The organism is Micromonospora sp. NPDC005161 (assembly GCF_053599855.1).
In genome coordinates this window covers 1-22643 of sequence record NZ_JBSFYQ010000018.1, presented here as the reverse complement: position 1 = coordinate 22643, position 22643 = coordinate 1, and the positions used below count along the sequence as shown (strand labels likewise).

General features: G+C 71.6%; 16 protein-coding genes. 8 read left to right on the top strand and 8 right to left on the bottom strand.

The genetic code is table 11. The annotated features are described in order from the left end of the window. Nucleotides 1-124: 124 nt before the first annotated feature. Nucleotides 125-2419, bottom strand: a complete 2295-nt coding sequence (locus ACWD5O_RS18730) for an ATP-binding cassette domain-containing protein (RefSeq protein WP_450086030.1) — start codon at nt 2417-2419, stop codon at nt 125-127. Nucleotides 2420-2595: 176 nt separating this feature from the next. On the opposite strand from ACWD5O_RS18730, the gene ACWD5O_RS18725 reads away from it, so the two are divergent. The 3 genes from ACWD5O_RS18725 (at nt 2596) to ACWD5O_RS18715 (ending at nt 5729) form a co-directional block, all read left to right on the top strand. After that, nucleotides 2596-3324, top strand: coding sequence for a MerR family transcriptional regulator (locus tag ACWD5O_RS18725; RefSeq protein WP_450086029.1), 729 nt, complete (start codon nt 2596-2598; stop codon nt 3322-3324). Between the two features lie 188 nt (nt 3325-3512). After that, complete coding sequence (locus tag ACWD5O_RS18720) at nt 3513-4817, top strand: D-alanyl-D-alanine carboxypeptidase family protein (RefSeq protein WP_450086028.1); 1305 nt, start codon at nt 3513-3515, stop codon at nt 4815-4817. Between the two features lie 159 nt (nt 4818-4976). After that, on the top strand, nt 4977-5729 hold the full coding sequence (locus tag ACWD5O_RS18715; RefSeq protein WP_450086083.1) for a peptidylprolyl isomerase: 753 nt from the start codon (nt 4977-4979) through the stop codon (nt 5727-5729). A gap of 225 nt (nt 5730-5954) precedes the next feature. On the opposite strand, the gene ACWD5O_RS18710 is transcribed toward ACWD5O_RS18715, so the two are convergent. From ACWD5O_RS18710 to ACWD5O_RS18690, 5 genes are all read right to left on the bottom strand, one after another. Further along, nucleotides 5955-6773 carry a BPL-N domain-containing protein gene (locus tag ACWD5O_RS18710; RefSeq protein ID WP_450086027.1) on the bottom strand — a complete coding sequence of 273 codons (819 nt, stop codon included), beginning with the start codon at nt 6771-6773 and terminating at the stop codon, nt 5955-5957. A 16-nt stretch (nt 6774-6789) separates the two neighbouring features. Next, complete coding sequence (locus tag ACWD5O_RS18705) at nt 6790-8199, bottom strand: heparan-alpha-glucosaminide N-acetyltransferase domain-containing protein (RefSeq protein WP_450086026.1); 1410 nt, start codon at nt 8197-8199, stop codon at nt 6790-6792. Next, nucleotides 8196-8954 (bottom strand): BPL-N domain-containing protein, encoded by a 759-nt coding sequence (locus ACWD5O_RS18700; RefSeq protein ID WP_450086025.1) that lies wholly within the window; start codon nt 8952-8954, stop codon nt 8196-8198. Before ACWD5O_RS18700 ends, ACWD5O_RS18705 begins: the two co-directional genes overlap by 4 nt. After that, nucleotides 8954-9763, bottom strand: a complete 810-nt coding sequence (locus tag ACWD5O_RS18695; protein ID WP_450086024.1) for a dimethylarginine dimethylaminohydrolase family protein — start codon at nt 9761-9763, stop codon at nt 8954-8956. Before ACWD5O_RS18695 ends, ACWD5O_RS18700 begins: the two co-directional genes overlap by 1 nt. An 84-nt stretch (nt 9764-9847) precedes the next feature. Then, nucleotides 9848-13774, bottom strand: coding sequence for a Pls/PosA family non-ribosomal peptide synthetase (locus tag ACWD5O_RS18690; protein WP_450086023.1), 3927 nt, complete (start codon nt 13772-13774; stop codon nt 9848-9850). 695 nt (nt 13775-14469) lie between these two features. Between ACWD5O_RS18690 and pgsB the strand changes: the two genes are divergently transcribed. From pgsB to ACWD5O_RS18670, 4 genes are read left to right on the top strand one after another with little or no spacing between them, the layout of a single operon-like run. Beyond that, nucleotides 14470-15798 (top strand): poly-gamma-glutamate synthase PgsB, encoded by a 1329-nt coding sequence (gene pgsB, locus ACWD5O_RS18685; protein WP_450086022.1) that lies wholly within the window; start codon nt 14470-14472, stop codon nt 15796-15798. A 20-nt stretch (nt 15799-15818) separates the two neighbouring features. After that, complete coding sequence (locus tag ACWD5O_RS18680; RefSeq protein ID WP_450086021.1) at nt 15819-16283, top strand: poly-gamma-glutamate biosynthesis protein PgsC/CapC; 465 nt, start codon at nt 15819-15821, stop codon at nt 16281-16283. A 35-nt stretch (nt 16284-16318) separates the two neighbouring features. Further along, complete coding sequence (locus ACWD5O_RS18675) at nt 16319-17335, top strand: NlpC/P60 family protein (protein WP_450086020.1); 1017 nt, start codon at nt 16319-16321, stop codon at nt 17333-17335. Continuing rightward, nucleotides 17304-18521 carry a CapA family protein gene (locus tag ACWD5O_RS18670; protein ID WP_450086019.1) on the top strand — a complete coding sequence of 406 codons (1218 nt, stop codon included), beginning with the start codon at nt 17304-17306 and terminating at the stop codon, nt 18519-18521. The genes ACWD5O_RS18675 and ACWD5O_RS18670 overlap by 32 nt, the downstream gene beginning before the upstream one ends. Before the next feature lie 216 nt (nt 18522-18737). Here ACWD5O_RS18670 and ACWD5O_RS18665 read toward each other — a convergent pair whose 3' ends face one another. Both ACWD5O_RS18665 and ACWD5O_RS18660 read right to left on the bottom strand, forming a co-directional pair. Next, nucleotides 18738-19775 carry a LacI family DNA-binding transcriptional regulator gene (locus ACWD5O_RS18665; RefSeq protein WP_450086018.1) on the bottom strand — a complete coding sequence of 346 codons (1038 nt, stop codon included), beginning with the start codon at nt 19773-19775 and terminating at the stop codon, nt 18738-18740. A gap of 231 nt (nt 19776-20006) precedes the next feature. Next, nucleotides 20007-21062, bottom strand: a complete 1056-nt coding sequence (locus tag ACWD5O_RS18660; RefSeq protein ID WP_450086017.1) for a LacI family DNA-binding transcriptional regulator — start codon at nt 21060-21062, stop codon at nt 20007-20009. 139 nt (nt 21063-21201) lie between these two features. Here ACWD5O_RS18660 and ACWD5O_RS18655 point away from each other — a divergent pair, with 139 nt between their 5' ends. After that, entirely contained in the window at nt 21202-22509 is a 1308-nt protein-coding gene (locus tag ACWD5O_RS18655) for an ABC transporter substrate-binding protein (protein ID WP_450086016.1), read from the top strand. Nucleotides 22510-22643 lie beyond the last annotated feature (134 nt).

Below are 22643 nucleotides of genomic sequence, written 5' to 3'. Positions count from 1 at the left end.
CGCGCCCACCGGCCCCGAGCGCCAGCCGCCACGCGCCCACCGGCCACGCGCCCACCGGCCCCGAGCGCCAGCCGCCACGCGCCCACCCGCCCAGCGCCGGCGCCGCCGGAGGTGGCACGTGCACCTATCCCTGGGCGATCACCGCCGGCTCGGTGACGTACTCGCGTAGGTGGTCGGCGGTGAGCGTGTCGCCCCGGGCGACCAGTTCAGCCGGCGTGCCGGTGAAGACGATGCGTCCACCGTCATGCCCGGCGCCCGGTCCCAGGTCGATGAGCCAGTCCGCGTGCGCCATGACCGCCTGGTGGTGCTCGATGACGATCACCGTGTTGCCGGCGTCGACCATCCGGTCCAGCAGGGCCAGCAGTTGGTCCACGTCGGCCAGGTGCAGGCCGGTCGTCGGCTCGTCCAGCACGTACGTGCTGGTCTTCTCCGCAAGGTGGATGGCGAGCTTGAGCCGCTGCCGCTCCCCGCCGGAGAGGGTGGTCAGCGGCTGGCCGAGGCTGAGGTAGCCCAGCCCGACGTCGACCAGCCGGCCGAGGATGAGGTGCGCCGGCCCGTTCGGAAAGAACGTGTGCGCCTCGGTGACCGACATGGCCAGCACCTCGCTGATGTTCTTGCCGCGCAGCGTGTAGGTGAGCACCTCGTCGGTGAACCGCCGGCCCTCGCACCGCTCGCAGACGCTCGCCACCCCGGCCATCATCGCCAGGTCCGTGTAGATCAGCCCGATCCCCTTGCAGGCCGGGCAGGCGCCCTCGGAGTTGGCGCTGAACAGCGCCGCCTTGACGCCGTTGGCCTTGGCGAAGGCGGCACGGATCGGGTCGAGCAGCCCGCTGTAGGTGGCCGGGTTGCTGCGTCGCGACCCACGGATCGCGGACTGGTCCACGATCACCACCCCGGTCCGGCCGCGCAACGACCCGTGGATCAGCGAGCTCTTGCCGGAGCCGGCCACGCCAGTGACCACAGTGAGCACCCCGAGCGGTATGTCCACGTCCACGTCACGCAGGTTGTGCAGGTCGGCGTGGCGGATGGCGAGCTGCCCGGTCGGTACGCGTACCTCGTCGCGCAGCGTCACCCGGTGATCCAGGTGCCGGCCGGTGAGTGTGCCGGAGCGGCGTAGGCCGGGCACGTCGCCGGTGAAGCAGATCCGGCCGCCGTCGGTGCCGGCGCCCGGCCCGAGGTCGACCACGTGGTCGGCGATGGCGATGGTCTCCGGCTTGTGCTCCACCACCAGCACGGTGTTGCCCTTGTCGCGAAGCCGCAGCAGCAGGTCGTTCATCCGGGCGATGTCGTGCGGGTGCAGGCCGACGGTCGGCTCGTCGAAGACGTACGTGACGTCGGAGAGGCTGGAGCCGAGGTGCCGGACCATCTTCACCCGCTGGGCCTCACCGCCGGAGAGGGTGGCCGACTCGCGGTCCAGGCTGAGGTAGCCCAGCCCGATCTCGACCAGTGACTCCAGCAGGTCCCGCAGGTTGGCGATCAGCGGCGCCACCGCCGGGTCGTCGACGCTCCGGACGAACGCGGCCAGATCGCTGATCTGCATGGCCGAACAGTCCGCGATGTTGCGGCCGGCGATCCGCGACGACAAGGCCGCCGCGTTGAGCCGGGTTCCGCCGCAGGCCGTGCAGGTGGTGAAGGTGACCGCCCGGTCGACGAAGGCGCGGATGTGCCCCTGCATCGACTCGCGGTCCTTGGCCAGGTAGAGCCGCTTGACCTTGACCGCCAGGCCCTCGTACGTCCAGTTGTTGCTGCCCATCTTGATCTTTGTGGCCGGCTTGTACAACAGGTCCTGCCACTGCTCGGGGGTGTAGTCCTGCAGCTTGACGTCCGGGTCGAACAGGCCGGACGAGACGATGGTCTGCCAGTACCAGGAGTCGACCGCGAAGTTGGGCACCGTGATCGCGCCGTCGTTGAGCGAGCGTTCGACGTCCACCAGCTCGTTCACGTCGAGGTCGGACACCCGGCCCAGCCCTTCGCAGGTCGGGCACATCCCTTCGGCCAGGTTGAAGCTGAACGTGCCGGCGCCGCCCACCGACGGCTGGCCGAGCCGGCTGAAGACGATCCGCAGCATGGCGTACGCGTCGGTGGCGGTGCCCACGGTGGAGCGGGAGTTGACGCCCATCCGCTCCTGGTCGACCACGATGGCGGCGCCGAGGTTGCGCAGCGAGTCGACGTCCGGCCGGTTGAGGTTGGGCATGAACGACTGGAGGAAGGCGCTGTAGGTCTCGTTGATCAGGCGCTGGGACTCGGCGGCGATGGTGCCGAAGACGAGCGACGACTTGCCCGAGCCGGAGACACCGGTGAAGACGGTCAACCGGCGCTTGGGGATGTCGACCGAGACGCTGGCGAGATTGTTCTCCCGCGCTCCGCGTACCTCGATCATGTCGTGGCTGTCGGCGACGGACCATGCTGGCTGCGACATGCGAACCCTTCACGAGATCGGTGGGGCAGGCGGACGCCCACCCTGGCTTCGGGGTCTGACCGCTTCAATTCTCTCATTCACCCACCCGTGGAGGGTTTCGCGAATGGCCGCGCATGCCAGGTGGCGGGATGGGCGCGAAAGTCTCAAACAACGTGACAACCGGTACGGTGGTCGACGTGCATACCGGTGAGCGACTGCGGGCGGTCGACCTGGCGGCGACCGTGGGGATCTCGGTGCAGCAGGTCCGCAACTACGTGGACCTCGGGGTGCTCCCCGCCGTGCGACGCACCGAGAGCGGCTACCGGATCTTCACCGCCGAGCACGCCCGCGCGCTGGCGGTGGCTCGCCGGATGGCTGAGGGGCACGGCTGGGCGCGTACCCGGGAGATCATGGCCGCGGTGCACCGGGACGACCTGCCGGCCGCGCTGGCGGCGCTCGACGGCGGCCACGCCGAGCTGGATCGCGAGCGGGCCGAGATCCGTCGGGTGCTGGGCGCGTTCGAGACGGTGGTGACCAACCCGGCTGCGGTCGCGCCGGCGCCACGTCGTGCGGTCCGGATCGGTGAGGTCGCCGAGCTGGTCGGCGTCCGCACCTCGCAGCTTCGGCTCTGGGAGGAGCGCGGCCTGCTGCGCCCGGCCCGCGCCCGGGGCACCGGCTACCGGGTGTACGACGAGGCCGAGCTGCGCGCCGCGCAGGTGGTCGCGCTGCTGCGCCGGGGGGCCTATCCGTTCGACATCATCGCGGCCGTGCTGGCCGAGCTGCGCACCACCGGCAGCGCGCAGCGGGTCCGCGCCGAGCTGGGCCGGCGGGAGCAGGAGCTGCACTGGCGCAGCCTGCGCCGGCTGCGCGCCTCCGCTGCGTTGCACGACTACCTGCGCCACCGGGAATCCCTCGGCCCGGCCTGACCCGGTGCGGCCGGGGCCGTGGCCGACGGTGCGGACGCGCGGTCGGCCTCAGGCGTGGCGGGTTGAACGACGGCGCCGAGGGCCTCTCGCCAGTACACCCCGGTGCGGCTCGAACGGCTCGTGGGTGGCCGGCGGCTTGCCCCGCGGTCCCGCCCCGGCCCGGCTCCGGCCCGCATTAGGGTGCTGGCATGAGAGTTCGGCTGCTGGCGACCACGGCGACCGCCGTCCTGCTCGCCACCGGCGTGGCCCTCCCGGCCTCGGCCGCCGGCGGTGTCGTCCCGGAGCGGGCCGGTCCCGCCGGGGCGGCGGGCGGGGTGCCGGGTGCCGGCTCGGTGGTGCACCGGGCCGGTGCGGCGCAGAGCGTGCCCTGCCCCCGCGCGGCGGCGCCGGCGGTCTCCCGGCCCCCGCGCCCGTCCCCGCCGCCGGTGGTGCCCGAGGACCGGGTCTTGGGCGGGCCGGAGCTGGCCACCGCCGGGCTGGCCGTGCCGGCCGGGGTGGCCGCGCCGCCGAAGATCACCGCCACCTCCTGGCTCGTCGCCGACCTGGACACCGGGCAGGTGCTCGGCGGCTGCGGCCCGCACGAGTACGCGACCCCGGCCAGCGTGCAGAAACTGCTGCTGGCCGCGACCATGCTGCCGCAGCTGGACCCGAAGCGGGTCGTCACGGTCACCGCGAGGGACATGGAGATCGAGCCCGGATCGTCGGCGGTCGGCCTGGTCGAAGGGGGCCGGTACAGCGTCGAGACGGTCTGGTTGGGGCTGCTGCTCAACTCGGGCAACGAGGCGGCGAACGTGCTGGCCCGACTGGGCGGGGGCGCCGACGGCGCGGCCGGCGGGGTGCGGGCGATGAACGAGTACGCCCGCCGGCTCGGCGCGCTCCAGACGCACGCGGTCACCCCCTCCGGGCTCGACGGGCGTGGTCAGTTCACAAGTGCGTACGACCTGGCCTTGATCGCCCGCGTCTGCTTCGCCGACCCCACCTTCCGCCGGTACGCGCTGACCGAGCGGACCCAGATCCCGGCCCAGCCGGCGAAGCGGACCAAGGGCTTCCAGATCCAGAACGAGAACCAGTTGATCTACCGCTACCCGGGGGCGCTGGGCGGCAAGACCGGCTTCACCGACCTGGCCCGGCACACCTACGTCGGCGCGGCCGAGCGCGACGGCCGCCGGCTGGTGGTCACGCTGCTGGGCGGCGAGCCGCAGCCGAGGCGTGGCTGGGAGCAGGGCGCGGCTCTGCTCGACTGGGGCTTCGCGCTGCCCCGGTCGGCCTCGGTCGGTCGGCTGGTCGAGCCGGGGGAGCCGTCGGCGACGTCGACGGCCACCCCGTCCTCGCCGGCGGGGCCCGGGGAGGCGCGACCGGCCGCCGCGAGCGGCCCGGTCGGCGGCGGGACGTCGGGCTTCTGGGCGGTGGCCGGGCTGGCCGGCGCGGCGGTCGTCCTGCTGCTCGCCGGGCTGGTCTGGCGCCGTCGGGCGGCCCGCCGGCAGGTGCCCTGACCCGGGCCGACCAGCCGCGGGCGGCCGGCCACGGATCGACAAGCGCCGACGGGATCCATAGACTCCGGTCGCTCCGGTACCACGAGTCCAGGAGGATCCCCAGTGTCGCGTGAACCTCGACCACAGTCCGTTTCCGTCCCGCGCCGCCCGTCCCGTACGCTGACCCGCCTCGCCAGCGCCGCGCTGCTCGCCGGCGCGCTGGTCGCCGCCACCGGGGCCGCCGCGGTGGCCGCCCCCGTCGGTTCCGCCGCCCCGGCGGTCGCCCCGGCCGGCTCGGGCGGCACCCACGGCCCGTGCGGCTACCTCGCCACACCGGAGGAGCCGGCAGCCCGGCCGGTCCCGCTGCCGCCCGACCCCCGCCGTACGCCGGACCGGGGCACCGTCCGGGTGACGTTGTGGACCAACCACGGCCCGATCGGGCTGCTCCTGGACCGGGCGGCGGCGCCGTGCACGGTGCAGAGCTTCCTGCACCTGACCCGCCACCGCTTCTACGACCGGACCTCCTGCCACCGGCTCACCGCGTACCCCACGCTCAGCGTGCTGCAGTGCGGGGATCCGTCCGGAACCGGTTCGGGCGGGCCCGGCTACCGCTACGCCGACGAGCTGCCGACCGACCTGCCCCCGGCGCCCACCGACCCGACGGGCGAGCGTCGGCTCTACGCCCGGGGCACGCTCGCCATGGCCAACGCCGGCCCGGACACCAACGGCAGCCAGTTCTTCCTGGTCTACGCCGACTCGGCGCTGCGGCCGAACTACACCGTCTTCGGCTCCGTGGATCGGGCCGGGCTGGCCACGCTCGACCGGATCGCGGCCGGGGGAGTGGCCTCGACCGAGGAGGACCCGGCACCCGTCGACGGCGCGCCCGCGCTACCGGTCGACATCCGCAAGGCCCTGCGGCACCACCACCGCTGACGGCGGGCGTCCGGCGTCGCGCCGATCGGAGCCGATCCGACCTGGCGCGGCGCCGTCCCGCGCGGGGCCGCCCCGAGTGGATCCACATGTTTCGGCGAGTTGGCCGCGGACGGACACCGGTCGCGGCCGACGGGTTCCCGTCGGCGAGACGTCCGGGGGGCGAAGGGGCAGGCTCGTCCGGGCGACCGAAACCTGGCCGGCCGGCCGGGACCCGGGGGCAGCGCGTCAGGTCTCGGTCTGCACCGCCCCCTGTCGGTCCATCGTGCTCTGCACCAGGTCGTGACCAAGATCGAACCGGATGCCGTCCGGGTTGGTCAGCCCCTCGTCGGCGTACCATGAGCGGTCGGCTTCGGGGTGTGGCCCGACGAGGCCGACCCGCCCGGCGCCGAAGGTGGTGACGACGGCGGCGGCCGCACCGTTGTCGTAGGTGGCGAGCACGTCGCCCGGCGCCCCGGGCCGCAGCTCGAACGTCGGCCCGTCCTGGAAGTACATGTGCCGGGCGCGACCACGCCACCGAACCTCGATCACCGTGTCGTCGGTGCTGTCGACGCTCGCCCCATCGGTGCTGATGTACTGGTTCACCCTTCCGTTGATCAGCCCGAAGCCGGGATCGGCGGAGGCGAGGTACGCCCCCAGGCAGAACCCGAGGTAGTGCCCGCCGCCGTTGACGAAGTCGCGGATGTCCTGGGCGTGGTCACGCATCCTCCGCCAGGCCCGGTTGACGTCGTCGCCTCCGGGCTGGGCGTAGACCGCCGCCTCGGCCAGCGTGCTCCGCGATATCTGCCGCTCCTCGTCCGGGCCGCAGTACTCGGTCCGGAAACCGGCTGGTGCACTGCGCAGGAGCGCGGCCACCGCCTCGGCGCAGCCGGGGCTGGCGGCCGGACCCCGGTAGACCAGCGCCAGCGGCCCGTCCCCGGAGATCGCCGACACCCCGACCCACCCGAGCGCGGTCAGGGTGCCGCCGGCGCCGACGCCCACGAGGAGACGCCGCCGACTGATCCTCCGCGTGTCGCCGATCAGCAGGCCCCACCTGGTTTGCCTCATATCGCTCCCCTCCCGCTCAGCCGCGGCGCGATCCCGTCGCTGCCGGCTCGACCGGGTGTTCACCCGCGCGGGACGCCTCTTGTGCATACATCGACATGCCCACGCGGCCGTGCCTGCGTCGGCCGTGCCTGCGTCGGCCGTTCCAAGTGGCCAGCCGACGAGCGCCGCGGGACAGCGCCGTCACGAGCCCTTCCAGCGGGCCCCGGCCCGCGGTGGCCCACCACGCGGCCGCGACCAGCACTATGGCCACGACCTGCACGACGAATCCGGTCACCGGCGCGGAGGAGTCGAGGTCCGAGTTGATGAACATGATGTGCGCGGTGTATAGCGTCAGGGCCATGCCGCCGGCCGCGGCCAGGGGCACCAGCAACACGGAGATCACCCACCGCGGGAGTTTCCGTACCACGCGGCTGGCGAGCAGCATGACGGCGAGCAGGGCGATCGCGCTCCCGATCGTGCCCAGTAGGGCGAGCGGCGTGCCGGTGTGCGGCGCGTCGACCGCGAGCCACCACCAGGTCGAGGTGGGCGCGGTGCCGTCCCCGCCGAGGGTGAGGAGCTGGGCTGTCTCCGTCGCGTCCAGTCCGCTCTTCGGCTGGGTGAGCGTGATCTGCTGCGCGCCCCCGTACCGGTTGAGCAGGACCGACGACGCCATCGGCGCCGCGGCGGCGAGCACGACTCCGGCGACGAGCAGCCCGACGATGACTCTCATCCTGGTCAGGGTCAGTCGTCCGACGACCAGGCCGGCACACAGGTACGCCAGCCACGTCACGGCCGGAAACGCCCCGGTGAGCGACAGCTCGGTGAGCAGCGCGACCGGGTTGTCGACGAGCTGCGCGAATCCCGCGTTGTCGTAGGTCGGTTCCGGCAGCTGCGGCAGGAGGTGACGGAGGGCGGGAGCGCCGGCGGCCACGACCACGCCGGTGATCGCCACCAACCAGGTCGGCAGGAACACCAACGGGATCGCCAACAGGAACATCACTGCGTAGTAGGGCAGGATCACCGATACCAGGGAGGCGTCGGCGTAGCCCAGCGCCAACCCGATCGCGCCGATGGCCAGAGCCCGGACGATCAGCGCCGCCACCAGACCCGAGCCGGCGGTCAGTCGGACCCGCTGTCGATCGGTCAGGAACGCGATGCCGACCCCGGCCAGCACCGCGAACAGGGCAGCCGCCCGCCCCGCGAAGGCCGTGAACCACCAGGTGGGTCGCCCCGCGGCGTCAGATTCGGGCAACGACTGCACGGCGATCATGGCGAACAGCGCGGCACCGCGGGCGGCGTCCACGCCGAGCAGCCGGAGTCGCCCGACCGGCGGCTCCGGCGCCGGCGCCGGGGGCGGGCTGTCGGCGCTCCGGGCGACGGTGGCGCGTCTGTTCGCCTCGGCCGCTCGGTCGAGATCCTGCCACCTGAGGTTCGCGGTCTGGGTCATGGCCTCATCACTGTTTCGATCAGATCGTGGCCGAGATCCGCGCCGAGCCGGTCGGCGACGCGCATCCCGGCGTCGATGAACCAGTCGTCGGTGGCTTCGGGGTGGGGGCCGACGACGCCAACCCGGCCCGCACCGAGGCGGGTGACCATCGCGGCGATCGTCCCGTTCGGGTAGGTCGCGAGGATGTCGGCTTCGGCGCTCGCCTGCAGCCAGAAGTACGGGCCGTCCTGGAAGAAGAGCGTCCGCCGCCGGCCGCGCCAGGAGAGCTGGACGACGGTGTTTTTCTCCGAATCGACGCTGGCGGCGAACGAGGCGATGTACTGGTCGGTGTCCCCAGGCAGGAGGGCGAAGCCGGGGGTGGCCCCAGCGAGGTAGCCACCCAGGCAGAACCCCAGGTACCGCCCGCCGGAGTGGACGAACTGCCGGATCTCGTCGCGATGGCCCTTCAGGTGCCGGTAGCCGCGCTTGAGGCTGCCGCCACCGGGCTGGGCGTAGAGCGCGGCCCCGGCGAGCGCCCGACGGCTCAGCGGCAGATCCTCGTCCGGCCCGACGTACCGCACGTCGAAGCCCCACCGGCTGGACTTGAGGAGCGCCGCGACCGCCTCCGGGCAGCCGGGTAGCGTCGCCGGTCCCCGATAGACCAGCGCCAGCGGTGATTCCGTTGGCTCGGGCAGCGGCGAACGGACCGTCAGGCCGTGGCCGGTGAGTGCCCTTCCGCCGGCGCCCAGGAGGCGACCGAAGGGTCCCGACGCCATCATGATCTCGCCGGGAGGGGGTTGTCGAGGGTCAGCGCGGTGCAGCGCACCCCTCCCCCGCCCTTGGCGAGCTCGGTCGTGTCGAGTTCGACGACCTGCAGGCCGCGGGCGCGCAGAGTGGCGGCCAGCCGCGGCGCTCCCTTGGTCATGGTCACGGTGGTGCCGTCGCTGATCAGGTTGAGCGCGAAACGGGACGCCTCCTCGACGCAGACCTCGATCAGGTCCATGCCGAGTCCGCGCAGCCGGCGGCGGCTCGGCTGATCGAGGGCCTCCGGGCAGTAGGCGAGTGCCCGCCCGGGCTCGACGACCGCGACCGCCAGGTCGAGGTCGTACCACCGGGGGCTCACCGTCTGCAGCGGCACCACCTCGTAGTCCAGCGCTCGCGCGAGAACGGCGTGCATCCTCCGATCGGTCCGCTGGCCGTGGCCGGCGAGCAGCAGGTCGCCGCAGGCCAGGGCGTCGCCCTGACCGCTGAACGGGTACGGCGCCTCCACGACGTCGAAGTCGTGGTTGATCAGCCACTCCTGGAAGTACGGCATCTCGGCCTTGCGCTCCGGTGGCGGTGCGCCCAGAACCGCCCGGTTCCCGCGCACCAGCGCGGTGTTCGCGGTGAACACCATGTCCGGGCACTCCGGCGCCGACGGCACGTACTCGATGCGGCGGCCCGCCGCCCGGTGCGCGACGACGATGTTCAGGTGCTCGACGACCGCCGCCTCTGGGTTCGGCTGCACCTCGGCGTGCATGTACGGGTTGATTTCGTAGTCGACCCGGAAGTAGGCGGCGTCGGAAACCAGAAGTGCCTTGTTCATTGAGCGGTTCTTCCTCTCGTGGATGGAGAATGGACGGAATCGGTTGCGGACACGTGGTGGCGGCCGCAGCCGTACGGCGCGGCGTCAGGCCGCCCGTTGGTCGACGGGGTCGCGGGTGAGCACCCCTTGGGCGGGGATGCCGCGCCATCGGGTCCCGGGAGTGAGGTGTTCGCCCTTCATCAGCAGCGACAGCGACCCCAGGAAGACGTCGTGGCCGACAACGGCGTCGTAGAGCACGATCGCGCGGGTTCCGATGGTGGCGCCGGCGCCGACGGTGACGACGGACATCTTCATTACCCGGTCCTCGAACAGGTGGGTCTGCAACGACACCTCGGCGCCGACAGTCGCGTCGTCGCCGATCTCGACCAGGTCGAACTCGGTGAGGTAGGTGGTCCCGATCCAGGTGCGTCTGCCGACGCGGACCCCGAACCAGCGCAGTACCGGCGGCAGGAACGGCGTGCCGACGAGCAGCCCGACGCCGACGGGGATCGCTGCGGCCTCGAAGAGCCCGGTGACGAACTCGGTGCGCCGGACGAAGGCGCTCCACAGCGGTTCCACCCGGGGTCGGTAGGTGCCGACGATGTTCCGCTTGGTCGCCGCGCAGAACAGGATCACTCCGACGCTCGACGCGATCGCGACGAAGGGCGACACCAGCGCCGGCACGAGCAGGCCCCGGCCGTTGGCGAGCCAGGAGAGCGCCAGGAGGTAGAGGTAGAAGCTGACGCCGAGCACCGATGCGGGCAGGGTGGCACGGAAGAATTCGACGAACAGCCGATGGGCCACCAGTCTGCGCGGCGGGCGGAAGGTCTGCTCCTCGGAGAAGGATCCGCTGCTCTGGCGCACTGGCAGGTGTATCGCCGGTGAGCCCAACCAGGAGGTGCCCTCCGGGACCTGCTTGCCGGGCGGTAGCGTGCCAACGCCGAGCAGGCAACCGTCGCCCAGCACCGTGCCGGCCGGTACGAACGCGGCGTTGCCGACGAACGCCCGACTGCCGACCGTGGTGGGCAGGAACGCCACGCGTCCGTTGGCGAACGTCGCGGCGCCGAGGCTGGCCATGTCGGCGACGAAGCTCCCCGGTCCCAGGGTGAGCAGGTCGGGGTCCAGGTGCGCGGCGGTGGAGACTTCAGCGCCGGGACCCACGCGGGCGCCGAGCATGCGCAGCCAGGGACCGGTGTAGAGCGTCGCGTAGAGCGAGTTAGTGAAGATGAGGCTGAACTCGAGCAGCTTGTCGACGATCCACTTGCGCACGCCGAGCATCGAGTGCACCCGGTGGTGGAAGCCGACGGGTGCCCGCGGCAGTACGAGACGCTTGCCGATGGCGACCACCGCGCAGACGGTGAGCACGTAGACGATCCCGGCGGGGATGGTCGCGACGAGCCCCGCCAGCAGACCTTGGGTCAGCAGCACCCACCAGACCAGCGCCACGCTGGGCAGGACCATCGCGATCGCCCCCAGTTCCAGGCCGAGCAGGCCGACCAGGGCGGCGGCGACGTGGTGCAGACGCCAGCCCTGACGCAGCGGGCGGGAGGAGAGCAGGGATTCGACGGTGGAGGTGAGCCGGCTGGTCGGAGCCGGCGGTGAGCCGGCCCAGCGCGCTCCGGCTGGTACCGCCTCGCCGTGCACCAGGACGGACTGCTCGCCAATGGCGGAATACGCCCCGACGGAGGCGCCCGGCTCGAGAACCGCGTTCGCGCCGACGAAGGCACCCCGCCCGATGGTGATCGGTCCGACGACGACCCAGCCGTCCTCCGCCCGCCACGCGCGCAGCGAGACGCCGTACCCGACAGAGGTGTCCCGCCCGATGGAGATCAGTGTCGGGAGGCTGATCGCGCTGGTCGCGATCGTGGTGCGGCGGCCGATCCGGGCGCCGAGCAGTCGCAGGTAGGTCGCCATCAGCGGAGAGCCGCTGAGCACGGGCAGCGGGCCGATCGCCATCAGCGTGTTCAATGCCCAGAGCCGGACGTAGGTGAGTCCCCACAGACGATATCGGCCGGGCCGGATACCTGCGGCCAACGGCCGGGCCAGCAGCACTGGCAGCACCCACCGCACGCCGAGGTAGCTGAGCAGGATCGCGACCATCAGTTCCACGAGGACCCGCACGGATACCAAACCGTCGTTTCGGGTGTAGACGTAGGAGACGGGGATGGTGACGGCCAGCAACAGCAGGTAGGTCACCGCGCCCTGGCCGAACCCGGCCAGCGCGATCCGGCGGCTGCTGTGCCGCAGCGGGTCGGGCCGCGGCGGCGCGGTCGGCCCTCCGACCCGCTCGGCGCCACCAAGGTGAGCGGCCATGCCGCGTACGGTCGGGTGGGCGTACAGGTCCCGGACCGCGGGGTTCACGCCGACCTCCCGCGCGCGCAGCAGCGACACCACCCGCGCCGCGAGCAGCGAGTGTCCCCCGAGGTCGGTGAAGAAGTCCGCCTCGACCGAGATCGCTTCGGGTTCGAGGCCGAACGCCTCCGCCCACGCCGCGCGTACCCGCTCCTCCAGCTCGCTCTCGGCGGCCACTAGCGGGCCTGTGACGCGGGTGAGCCGGCGGACCGGCGCGGGCAGCCGTTTCCGGTCGACCTTCCCGCTGGGCATGGTCGGCAGTTCGGCGACGACGTCCAGGAAGGAGGGCACCATGTAGGCGGGCAGCCGAGTCTGCAGGGTCTGGCAGAGCCGGCCGCTCAGCTCCTCCCATCCGTCCTCCGCGCCGTCGTGGGGAACGAGGTAGGCGGCCAGCTCACGCGGGGCGTCGGGGCCGTCGGCGACGGGGACGAGCGCCGCCACGGCCTCGGCCACACCCTCGTCCTCCAGCAGCACGCTCTCGATCTCGCCGAGGTCCACTCGGTGCCCACGGATCTTGACCTCGGAGTCCGCCCGGCCGAGATACTCGATCTCGCCGTCGTCGGTGAGCCGGCCCAGGTCCCCGGTTCGGTAGAGCCGGCTGCCGGGCGGCGCCAACGAGTGCTCGATGAACCGGTCGGCGGTCAGTTCAGGGCGTCCGACGTACCCGCGCGCCACCCCTGGACCGCCGATGCAGATCTCGCCGACCTCGCCGTCGGCGACCGGCTGCCGCTGCTCGTCCAGCAGCACTACCGAGTAGGTCGGCAGGGGTCGTCCGATGGTGACGATCCGCCCGGGGAGCAGTTCGCCCCAGGTCGCCGTGACCGTGGCTTCGGTCGGCCCGTAGGTGTTGAGAATCCGCCGGCCGGGCCGGCTCCACCGTTCGACGAGTTGTCCCGGGCACGCCTCACCACCGACGAGGAGGTTTCGGATCCGGGGCAGATCGCGGGGAATCGTGGCAAGCAGGGTGGGGACGCAGTAGAAGACGGTGATGCCAGCCTCGTCCAGGAAGTCCGCCAGTTCCGCGCCGAGGCGGCGGGAGTCGGTCGGACCGGCCACCAGCGTCGCGCCGACCGACCAGGTCGGCCAGATCTCTTCGATCGCGAAGTCGAACGCGATCGTCATGCCCTGGTAGACCCGGTCGCTCGGGCGCACGTCGTACACGCCGGGCACCACGTCCAGGAAGTTGCAGATGCTCGACTGCGCGACCTCGACGCCCTTGGGCCGACCACTGGAACCGGAGGTGTAGATCACGTAGGCGCTGGGGTCATTGGTGTCGTCGCAGCCGAGCTCCGGCCGGTCGGCCGGTGCCGCGGCTAGTTCGGCGGCGCTCTCATCGATGACGAGGGCGCGCTGGTCGCCCACCCGGTCGGCGAGTGCCGAGGAGGTCAACACCACATCGACGTCCGAATCCTCGGCGATGTAGGCGACCCGGTCGGCCGGGGACTCGGGGTCGATGGGCACGAAAGCCGTGCCGGCCTTTCCCACGCCCAGCAACGCCACGTACGTGTCGACCGAACGCTGGAGCAGGATGGCCACCCGGGCGCCGCCCGCGACGCCGAGGGCATGCAGGTGGTGGGCCAGCTGGTTCGCGCGTTCGTCCAGCTCTCGGTAGGTCAGCCGCTCGTTGCCGCACTCGAGCGCGATGGCCGACGGGTCGCGGTCACAGGCGGATTCGAACACGTGATGCAGGCGCCGCGGCCCCCTGACGCTGCCCTCCTGCTGCGGCCCGCCCACCGGATCGACGATCGGCGAGCCGATGATGACGCGCGTCTCCGCATCCGGACGTCGCTCCGGTCGCAGGGGCAATGTGGACGCACCGATGTACCCGACCTGCTCCACGGAAACGCGAACCTCCTGCGCTGACCACGCTCGAACCACCTGTGCCATGCGGCGACACCGTGCGGACTCCAGGTCGATTTGCCAGAAGACGGCACCGACAGATCCGGCGGAGCGATGGGCACGGCGAATGCGGATAAATGCTCGCAAGTGCCGTAACCCCGACAAGGCTTCACGAAGCTAGCAAAGGTCCCTAGCCGACATTGCCCGAACCGCCGAGATCCGCCCAAATCTGCTGACTGGCGTCGCAGTCAGGTGACTGACGGGACAGTCACTTGACTGACGGAGCGGTCAGACAGCAACCTGCGCGCCGCGCCGTCGTTGCCTGAAAGGGCAGATCCGGGTACAGGACCTGCCGCTGCATCGGATCCTGCCGAATGCAGATCTTGACGGTCGTGGTCGACCCCGGAGGAGGCAGCTCGGATGGAACGCGGCGCGGTCACGGTGCGGACCGGACGGTACGTGACCGCTCTGGGGGGCTTGCTGTTCGCGTCACCTGCGGAAGGCCGGGTGCCCGATGGTCGCTGGCGTCGATCGTGGTGAGGACTCAGCTCGCCGTCTCGCTGGGCGGGCTCGGGCTCGCGCTGCTCGTCCTGCTGGCCCACCTGGTGGTGGAGCAGGCCCGGCACCGGCGGCAGTTGGCGCGGATACCGACCCGGATCGTGGTGAACGGCATTCGGGGCAAGTCGTCAGTGACCCGGCTGACCGCTGGCGCGCTGCGCGGGGACCTTCGACGCATCGTGGTGGCCAAGACGACCGGCACGGCGGCGAGGTTCATCTACCCCAGCGGGCGGGAGGTACAGATCCGTCGCCGTGGTGCGGTCAACGTGATCGAGCAGGTGGACGTGGTGCGGCGGGCGGTACACGCCGGCGCCGACAGCCTCGTCGCCGAGTGCATGGCGGTTCAGCCGGAACTGCAGCAGGTCAACCAGGAGCAGCTGATCGAGGCCGGCATCGTGGTGATCACCAACGTGCGAGAGGACCACCTCGACGAGATGGGTCCGACCCTCGACGACGTCGCCCGGTCGCTGAGCCGGTCGATGCCGCGTCGCGGCGTAGTGATCACCGCCGAACGGGACCGGCTGCACATCCTGCGGAAGGAGGCCGTCCGTCGGGGGTGCAGGCTGATCGCGGTCGACCCGGACACCGTCAGCGACGCGGACATGGCCCCGTTCCCATGGATCACGTTCAAGGAGAACGTCGCGGTCGCTCTGGCGGTCGCGCGGCTGTGCGGAGTCGATCGGGCGACCGCCCTGGCTGGCATGTACCGCGCGCGCCCCGACCCCGGCGCCCTACGCGTCGACTCGTGTGCGCATCGTGGACGGCGGTTCACCGCGGTCAACCTGTTCGCCGCCAACGACCCCGCGTCGACGCTGATGAATGTCAACCTGCTGCGCCAGCGACGGCTGATCGGAGACCGCGTCGCTGCGGTGATCAATTGCCGTCCGGACCGACTCGAACGCAACGGCCAGATGGGCACCATCATTCCGCGGCTCAACCCGCACCGGATATTCCTGATCGGCTCGCCGACTCGCAGCGCTCTGCACCAGGTGCCCCAGGCGTGGCGCGCCCGGGTCGTCGATCTCGGCGGGGAGCACCGCACCGGCCCGCAACTACGCGACGCGATCGTCGACACGATCTCTCCCGACGGCATCGGAACCTCGCTACTCATGATCGGCAACATTCATGGCCGCGGCGAGGAACTGCTCGCGGCCCTGCGCCAGGTCACCGTGGCCGCAACCGCGCCATCCCCGCGCGACAGGCTGACCGCCACGCTCGAGGCTCTCTACCGGGCCGACACCGCGGTCCTGCCGGTAGCGCACCGGGCGGTCGTGCCCGCCGCCGGCCGGGGTCCCGCCCTCCGTTGACCGAACAGGAGTCGTCACTCATGGCACCATTCGACCTGTCGTCCGAGCTCAGCGCCGTCATTGTCGCCGCCGGACTGCTGTTCGGACTTGTCGGCTACCTGATCACCAATGTGGCGCCGGCCGGCCTGATGGTGCCCGGTTGCATCGCGTTGGCCGCCCTCGAAGACCTCGGCAGCCTCATCCCCATCACCAGCGTCACGATCGTGACCGTTGGGCTGATGAAGGTCCTGCAGCGCATCACGATCCTGTACGGCAAGCGGCTCTTCGCGGTGACGGTCCTCGTCTCGTCCTGCCTGTCGCTCGGCGCGTTCCTGGCACTGCACGTGCGCTACCCGTTCCTGTTCGGCGGCGACACGCTGTCCTTCCTGGTGCCCGGGCTGATGAGCTTCCAGCTCGTACGGCCACGTGCCCTGCAGACCCTCGCCGCCACCGCCGTCGTCACCTGCGGCACCGGCGCGGTGGCCCTTGCGGTGATCTCCCTGTGAAGCTGGTCCGTCGCGGGTTGGCAGCCACGGCTTGCGTGGCGGCCGTCGTCGTCGTGGCCTGTGCGGCCGTCGACTCCGCCGGGTCCACCCCGGACGGCCCGGGCCCGTCACCGCACGCCACCAGGCCAGGAACCCGTCCGGTCGGCAACCCGGCGGCGGAGCGCCTGGGCCAGGAGTACGAGCTGGTCGATCTCGCCGACCCGGCCCGCACCCAGGTCCGCCGGAGGGCCGATCAGGCCGTCGTGGCGACCCTGACCGTCGGCGCGCGAACGACCGTGTTCGCTGGCGCACCCCGCCGGTTCGACGAGCCGTCGACCACCACCGCGGTGGTCGAATCGACGGCGTACGTGCGAATCGCCCCGCGGGCGTGGCAGCCCGGTCCGCAGATCCCGGAGGCCCTGGCCCGCTGGCTGATCACCGAGCTTGATCGCGGCGACCCCACGGACGTGCTAGCCGCAGCGATGCAGTACCTGCCCGGCGCGCCCGACCTCCGCGACGAGCAAGGGGTGCGGTACGCCGGCGACGCCGACTTCGGGTACGTACACAGCCGCGACGAACGCGACGGAGCGGACTTCTACGACTACCTGGAGATCCCCTGGACCCCTCCGGACACCGGCACGGTCAGACCGTCGGCCCGGTGGGACCGCGACCTGGACTGCTCCGGCTACATCAGGCTGGTCTACGGCTACCGGTTCGGAATCCCGCTGCTCAACCAGACCGCCAGCACAACCGTCGACGGCCTGCCACGGACCGCGGCGAGCATGGCGGCACACGCTCGCTCGGTGGTGATCGCCGCCGGCCGCAACCCCAGCCGCCCACCGGCCGACCTGTCCGCCGTGCAACCCGGCGACCTCGTCTTCTTCGCCCTGCACGACGATCCGGCACTGGTCACACACTCCGGGATCTACATCGGTGACGACGCGGACGGAGGTATGCGGTTCGTATCGTCTCGCGGCACCGCCGACGGGCCCACCTTCGGGGACGTGCGCGGCGCCGGCGTCATCGACTCCGGCTACTTCGGTGATCGGCTGCGCCGCGTCATCCGCCTGTAGGAAGGGAGCCCCAACTGTGCGCATTTCCCCCATCCGCGCGGTGCTCGCCATCGCGCTGGTCGTCGCCCCGGCCGGCGTGTGGGCACTGCGCGGTGACGTCATTCGCGAGCGCCTGTCGCAGCGGCCTGTGGCGGCTACCGCACGACCGGCAGTGGACGGACCACGCCACGTCAGCATCCTCGGGTCCGGGGACATCCTGGTGCATCCACCCACCTGGCAGCAGGCTCGGGCGAACGCCGAGGCGGCCGGCCGCGCCGGCTACGACTTCGATCCGATGTTCGCTTCGATCCGTCCAGCGGTCGAGTCGGCGGACCTGTCCATCTGCCACCTGGAGGCGCCGATGGGGCCCGGCGCACCCGAGGACTTTCCGCGCTTCAACGCGCCGACCGACCTCGCCGCCTCGGTCAGGCTCGCCGGTTACGACACCTGCTCGACCGCCAGCAACCACGCTCTAGATCAAGGAGAGCAGGGCGTGTACGACAACCTCGACGCGCTCGACGCGGCCGGTCTGCGCCACACCGGCACCTTCCGCAGCGCGGCCGAGGCCAGCACCCCGACGATCTACCACGTCAATGGCGTCAAGATCGGCCACCTGTCCTGGGCCATGCACTTCAACGGCCTGAAACCGCCAGCCGGCAAGGCGTGGCTGGCCAACCGGATCGACGTTGCCGCGATCCGCGCCGCCGCCGCCACCACCCGCAAGGCCGGCGCCCAGATCATCGTGCTCTCCGCGCACTGGGGCACCGAGAAGGTTCACACGCCCGGCGGCGAACAGCTGTTCTGGGCCAGACAACTCATCGCCGACCCGAACATCGACCTGATCATCGGCCACCACAGCCACGTCGTACAGCCCTTCGAGCGGGTCGGCGACAAGTGGATCGCCTACGGCGTCGGCAACACCCTCGCTCGCCACGACTTTCCGAACGACGCGAACCGCGAGGGAGTCCTCGCCAGGTTCACCTTCACCGAGCAGCCCAACCGGCGGTGGGTCGTCACCCGCGCCGAGGCCATCCCCATCTGGCTCTCTCTCCGGCCGACCATCCGCGTCCTCGACCTCGCCCGCGCTCTTGAGCGGATGCCCGCCGTCGACCGCCGTCGGGCCATCTACAGCGCGGCCCAGGATCGGATCACGGGTTACCTCAACGACCGCGGCGCGATCGACGCCGGGCTCCAGGTGACGCGTTGACCGGGTACCTCGAGGACGTTGGGGTACACCCTGCCGGAGGCGTCCGTCGCCGCCCGGGCCTGCACGTCACGCCCCTACCACTGCCGGTCGCCGCACACCCGTTCGTCCCGTGGGAGCGTTTCCGGCCGTGACCGTAGAGGGTTACGGCCGGATTTCCGGAATTCTCGGGCCCGGACCGGAAGCGGTCGGGCTGCCCGTCGGATGCGGTTCGGGCCGTCACGACGCCCGCGACGACCCGGTCGGCGGCGCGGCCGTGCTGTCGCGGACCACCAGTTCGGTGGCGAGTTCCACCCGGGGTGAGTCGATGGCCTCGCCCTGGGCGAGCCGCAGGACGGTCCGCGCGGCCAGCCGACCCATCTCGACCAGCGGTTGCCGCACGGTGGTCAGTGGCGGTGAGGCCCACCGCGCCTCGGGCAGGTCGTCGAAGCCGACCACGCTGACGTCGCCCGGGACCAGCAGGCCCCGTTGCCGGATGGCCTCGTAGACGCCGAACGCCATCTGGTCGCTCGCCGCGAAGATCGCCGTCGGCGGCTCGTCGAGGTCCAGCAGCGAGGTCCCGGCGGCGAAGCCCGACGCGTGGTAGAAGTCGCCCGGTCGGAGCAGGTGCTCCTCCACCGGCAGGCCGGCGGCCTCCAACCCGGCCCGGTAGCCGTCCAGCCGGGCCCGGCTGCACAAGAGGTGCGTCGGCCCGGCCACGAAACCGATCCGCCGGTGTCCGAGCGAGAGCAGGTGCTCGGTCGCGGCGAGCCCGCCGGCCCAGTTGGTGGCTCCTATGGTCGGCACGTCGGTGGCGGGCACGCCGGCCGGGTCGACCACCACCACGGGCACGTTGAGCCGCCGCAGCTGGGCGTAGAGCGGGGGGCTGACGTGCGATGTCACGAAGATGACCCCGTCGGTGGCCCGGGCGCGCAGGTTCTGCAGCCACTGACGGGCGGCGGTGGACTGTCGGTGAATCGCGGAGACCACGGTGCCGACGCCGGCGGCGTGCCCGACGTCCTCGACCCCGCGGATGATCTCCACGGCCCAGGGGCTGTCCAGATCGTTGAAGACCAGGTCGACGAGGCCGGCGGGCTGCACGGTACGGCTGGCGCGACGCCGATAGCCGTGGTGACGCAGCAACTCCTCGACCCGTTCCCGGGTGCCGGGTGCCACGTCTGAGCGCCCGTTGAGCACCCGGGACACGGTCGGCACCGAGACTCCGGCCTCTCGCGCGATGGCGCTGATGGTGACCCTGCGTCCGTCGTCCGCGTCCACCCGCGTCTCCTTTGTTCTTTCGGGGGCGGGCCGGACGCCGACACCGGGATGCCCAGGAGCAGCGTGCCCGTCCCATCGGTCATCTTGCCGCACGGACCGGGGGCTGGCGACAGGGCGCATCGCCGCCGTGTGCCGGGAAGTTGCGGAGAAATCCCGGAAGTCCGGCTGATCGGCACGGGCCGGCGCGTCGCCGGTCCCGGCGCGGCACCCGTGACCTCGCCGCTCAGCCGCTCAGCCGCTCGCCGTACCGGCGGCCGGCGGCGGCCGATCGGGCCCGGGGGAGGGCGTGCACGGGGCGCAGGAGGACCGGACGACCAGTTCGGTCGGCAGCCGGACGTGCGGGTCGCGTTCGATGCCGCCGAGGAGGTCCATGAGCAGCCGCATCGCCTCGGCACCCATGCGCTGAAGGGGTTGCGCGATCGTGGTGAGCTGCGGGGTGACCAGCGCCGACTCAGGGATGTTGTCGAAGCCGATCACGGACAGGTCGTCGGGCACCGTGAGGCCCATGCACCGGGCGACGTCCATCGTGGAGATCGCGGAGAGGTCGTTGCCGGCGAAGACGGCGGTCGGCCGGTCGGGCAGTGCCAGCAGTTCGGCGGCCGTGGCGGCGGCGCTCTCGACCCGGAAACCGCCGACGCGGACGAGTCGTTCGTCGACCGCGACGCCCGCGTCGGCCATGGCCCGGCGGAAGCCGGCCTCGCGAAGGCGCGCCGACTCGAGGTCGGGGCGACCGCTGATGTGGCCGATGCGGCGGTGACCGAGCGACAGCAGGTAGTTGGTCGCGAGCACCGCGCCGGCGAAGTTGTCGGAGTCGACGGTGGGCAGCCCCGACGGGCCGGTGTGGGGGTCGACGGCCACGACATGGAAGCCCTGCTTGGTCTCGACCACCGTCGGCGTGACGATCACGGCCCCGTCGATGAGCGTCCCGGACAGGCGGGCCAGCGAGCGCCGCTCCCAGCCGACGGCCGTGCCGTCGCCGTCGCCGCCGGAGTAGGCCAGCAGCTGGTAGCCGGTGCCGGCGACCTCCTTCGACGCGCCCTTGAGCAGCTCGGTCGAGAACGGCTCGAACTCGGCGACCAGGATGCCCAGGACGTTCGTCCGGTGGCTGCGCAGGCTCTGCGCTCCCAGGCTGGCCTCGTAGCCGAGCTGGTGGATGACCTCCCGGACGCGCTCCACGGTCGCCTGCGCCACGCCGTAGCGACCGTTGACGACCTTCGATACGGTCGCCACCGAGACGCCGGCCGTACGGGCCACGTCCGACATCTTGACACGCTCGGGGAAGGTCACGCCGACGATGATAGAGGGCCACCTGGGAGGCGTCGCAAGGGAATCGAAAACGTTATCGACAACGGTTGACACCCCGTTGCGGGGACTGCAAAACTCGCCGCACCTAATTACCGCCACTGCTAGTCGAGGAGACGTGTCGATGGCGATGAAGCACCGCGCGGGCGCCACCCTGGCGCTGTTGATGACCACCGCACTGCTCGTCGCCGGGTGTAACGGCGGCGACAGCGACGCACCCGCCGAGAACGAGCTCTACAAGAACCCGGTGACCCTGACCTGGTGGCACAACGCCTCCCAGGACGGGCCTGGCAAGACCTACTGGGAGAAGGTCGCGAAGGACTTCTCCGCACTGCACCCGACCGTCACGATCCAGATCGAGGCGATCGAGACCAACCAACTCCAGCGCACCCGGCTCCCCGCCGCGCTGCTGACCAGCGACCCGCCGGACATCTTCCAGGCGTGGGGCGGCGGCGAGATGCGTGAGCAGGTGGAGGCCGACTACCTCAAGGACATCACCGGTCAGGTCAAGGACGAGGTCGCCAACATCGGCAGCGCGACCGAGATCTGGCAGGTGGACGGCAAGCAGTACGGCCTGCCGTACCGGATGGGGATCGAGGGCATCTGGTACAACAAGGACATGTTCGCGAAAGCGGGCATCACCGCTCCTCCGACCACTTTCGAGGAGCTCAACCAGGCGGTCACCAAGCTCAAGGCCATCAAGGTCATCCCGATCGCGCTGGGCGCCGGTGACAAGTGGCCCGCCGCGCACTGGTGGTACAACTTCGCGCTGCGTGCCTGCTCGGTCGACACGCTCAAGAAGGCGTCCGTCGACCTGGTCTTCGACGACCCGTGCTTCGTCAAGGCGGGCCAGGACCTGAAGACCTTCATCGGCACCAACCCGTTCCAGCCGAACTTCATCGCGACGCCGGGCCAGAACGACCCGACCAGCGCCAATGGGCTGGTCGCCAACGGCAAGGCCGCGATGGAGCTGATGGGCGACTGGAACAGGGGCACCCTGGAGACCGTCGCGGAGGACCCGCAAGCCCTCACGAAGTTCCTCGGCTGGTTCCCCGTACCGGCGATCACCGGCTCCGCCGGTGACCCGAAGGCGGCTCTCGGCGGCGGCGACGGGTTCGCCTGCGCCAAGAGCGCCCCGGCCGAGTGCGTCGAGTTCCTCAAGTACATCGTGAGCCCCGAGGTGCAGAAGGGCTTCGCCGCGACCGGCACCGGCCTGCCCGTAGCCAAGGGTGCGGAGGCCGGCGTGGCCGACCCGTCCCTGAAGTCCATCCTGGAGGCCACCTCCGGTGCGACGTATGTGCAGCTCTGGCTGGACACGGCCTTCGGCAGCACCGTCGGCAACGCGATGAACGACGCGGTCATCGCCATTTTCGCCGGCAACGGCACCCCGGAGAAGGTCGTCGACGCGATGAAGGCGGCCGCGAAGAAGTGACCTCCACCAACCCGACCCTCAGCCCCGCCGGCGGCGCGTCCGCGCCGCCCGCGCGCCCCGGCGTGCATTTGCTTTCGCGCCCGGGGCGGGGCCCCCCCACGACCGCGGGCGCCGGGCTGGAGGAGATCCTGTTC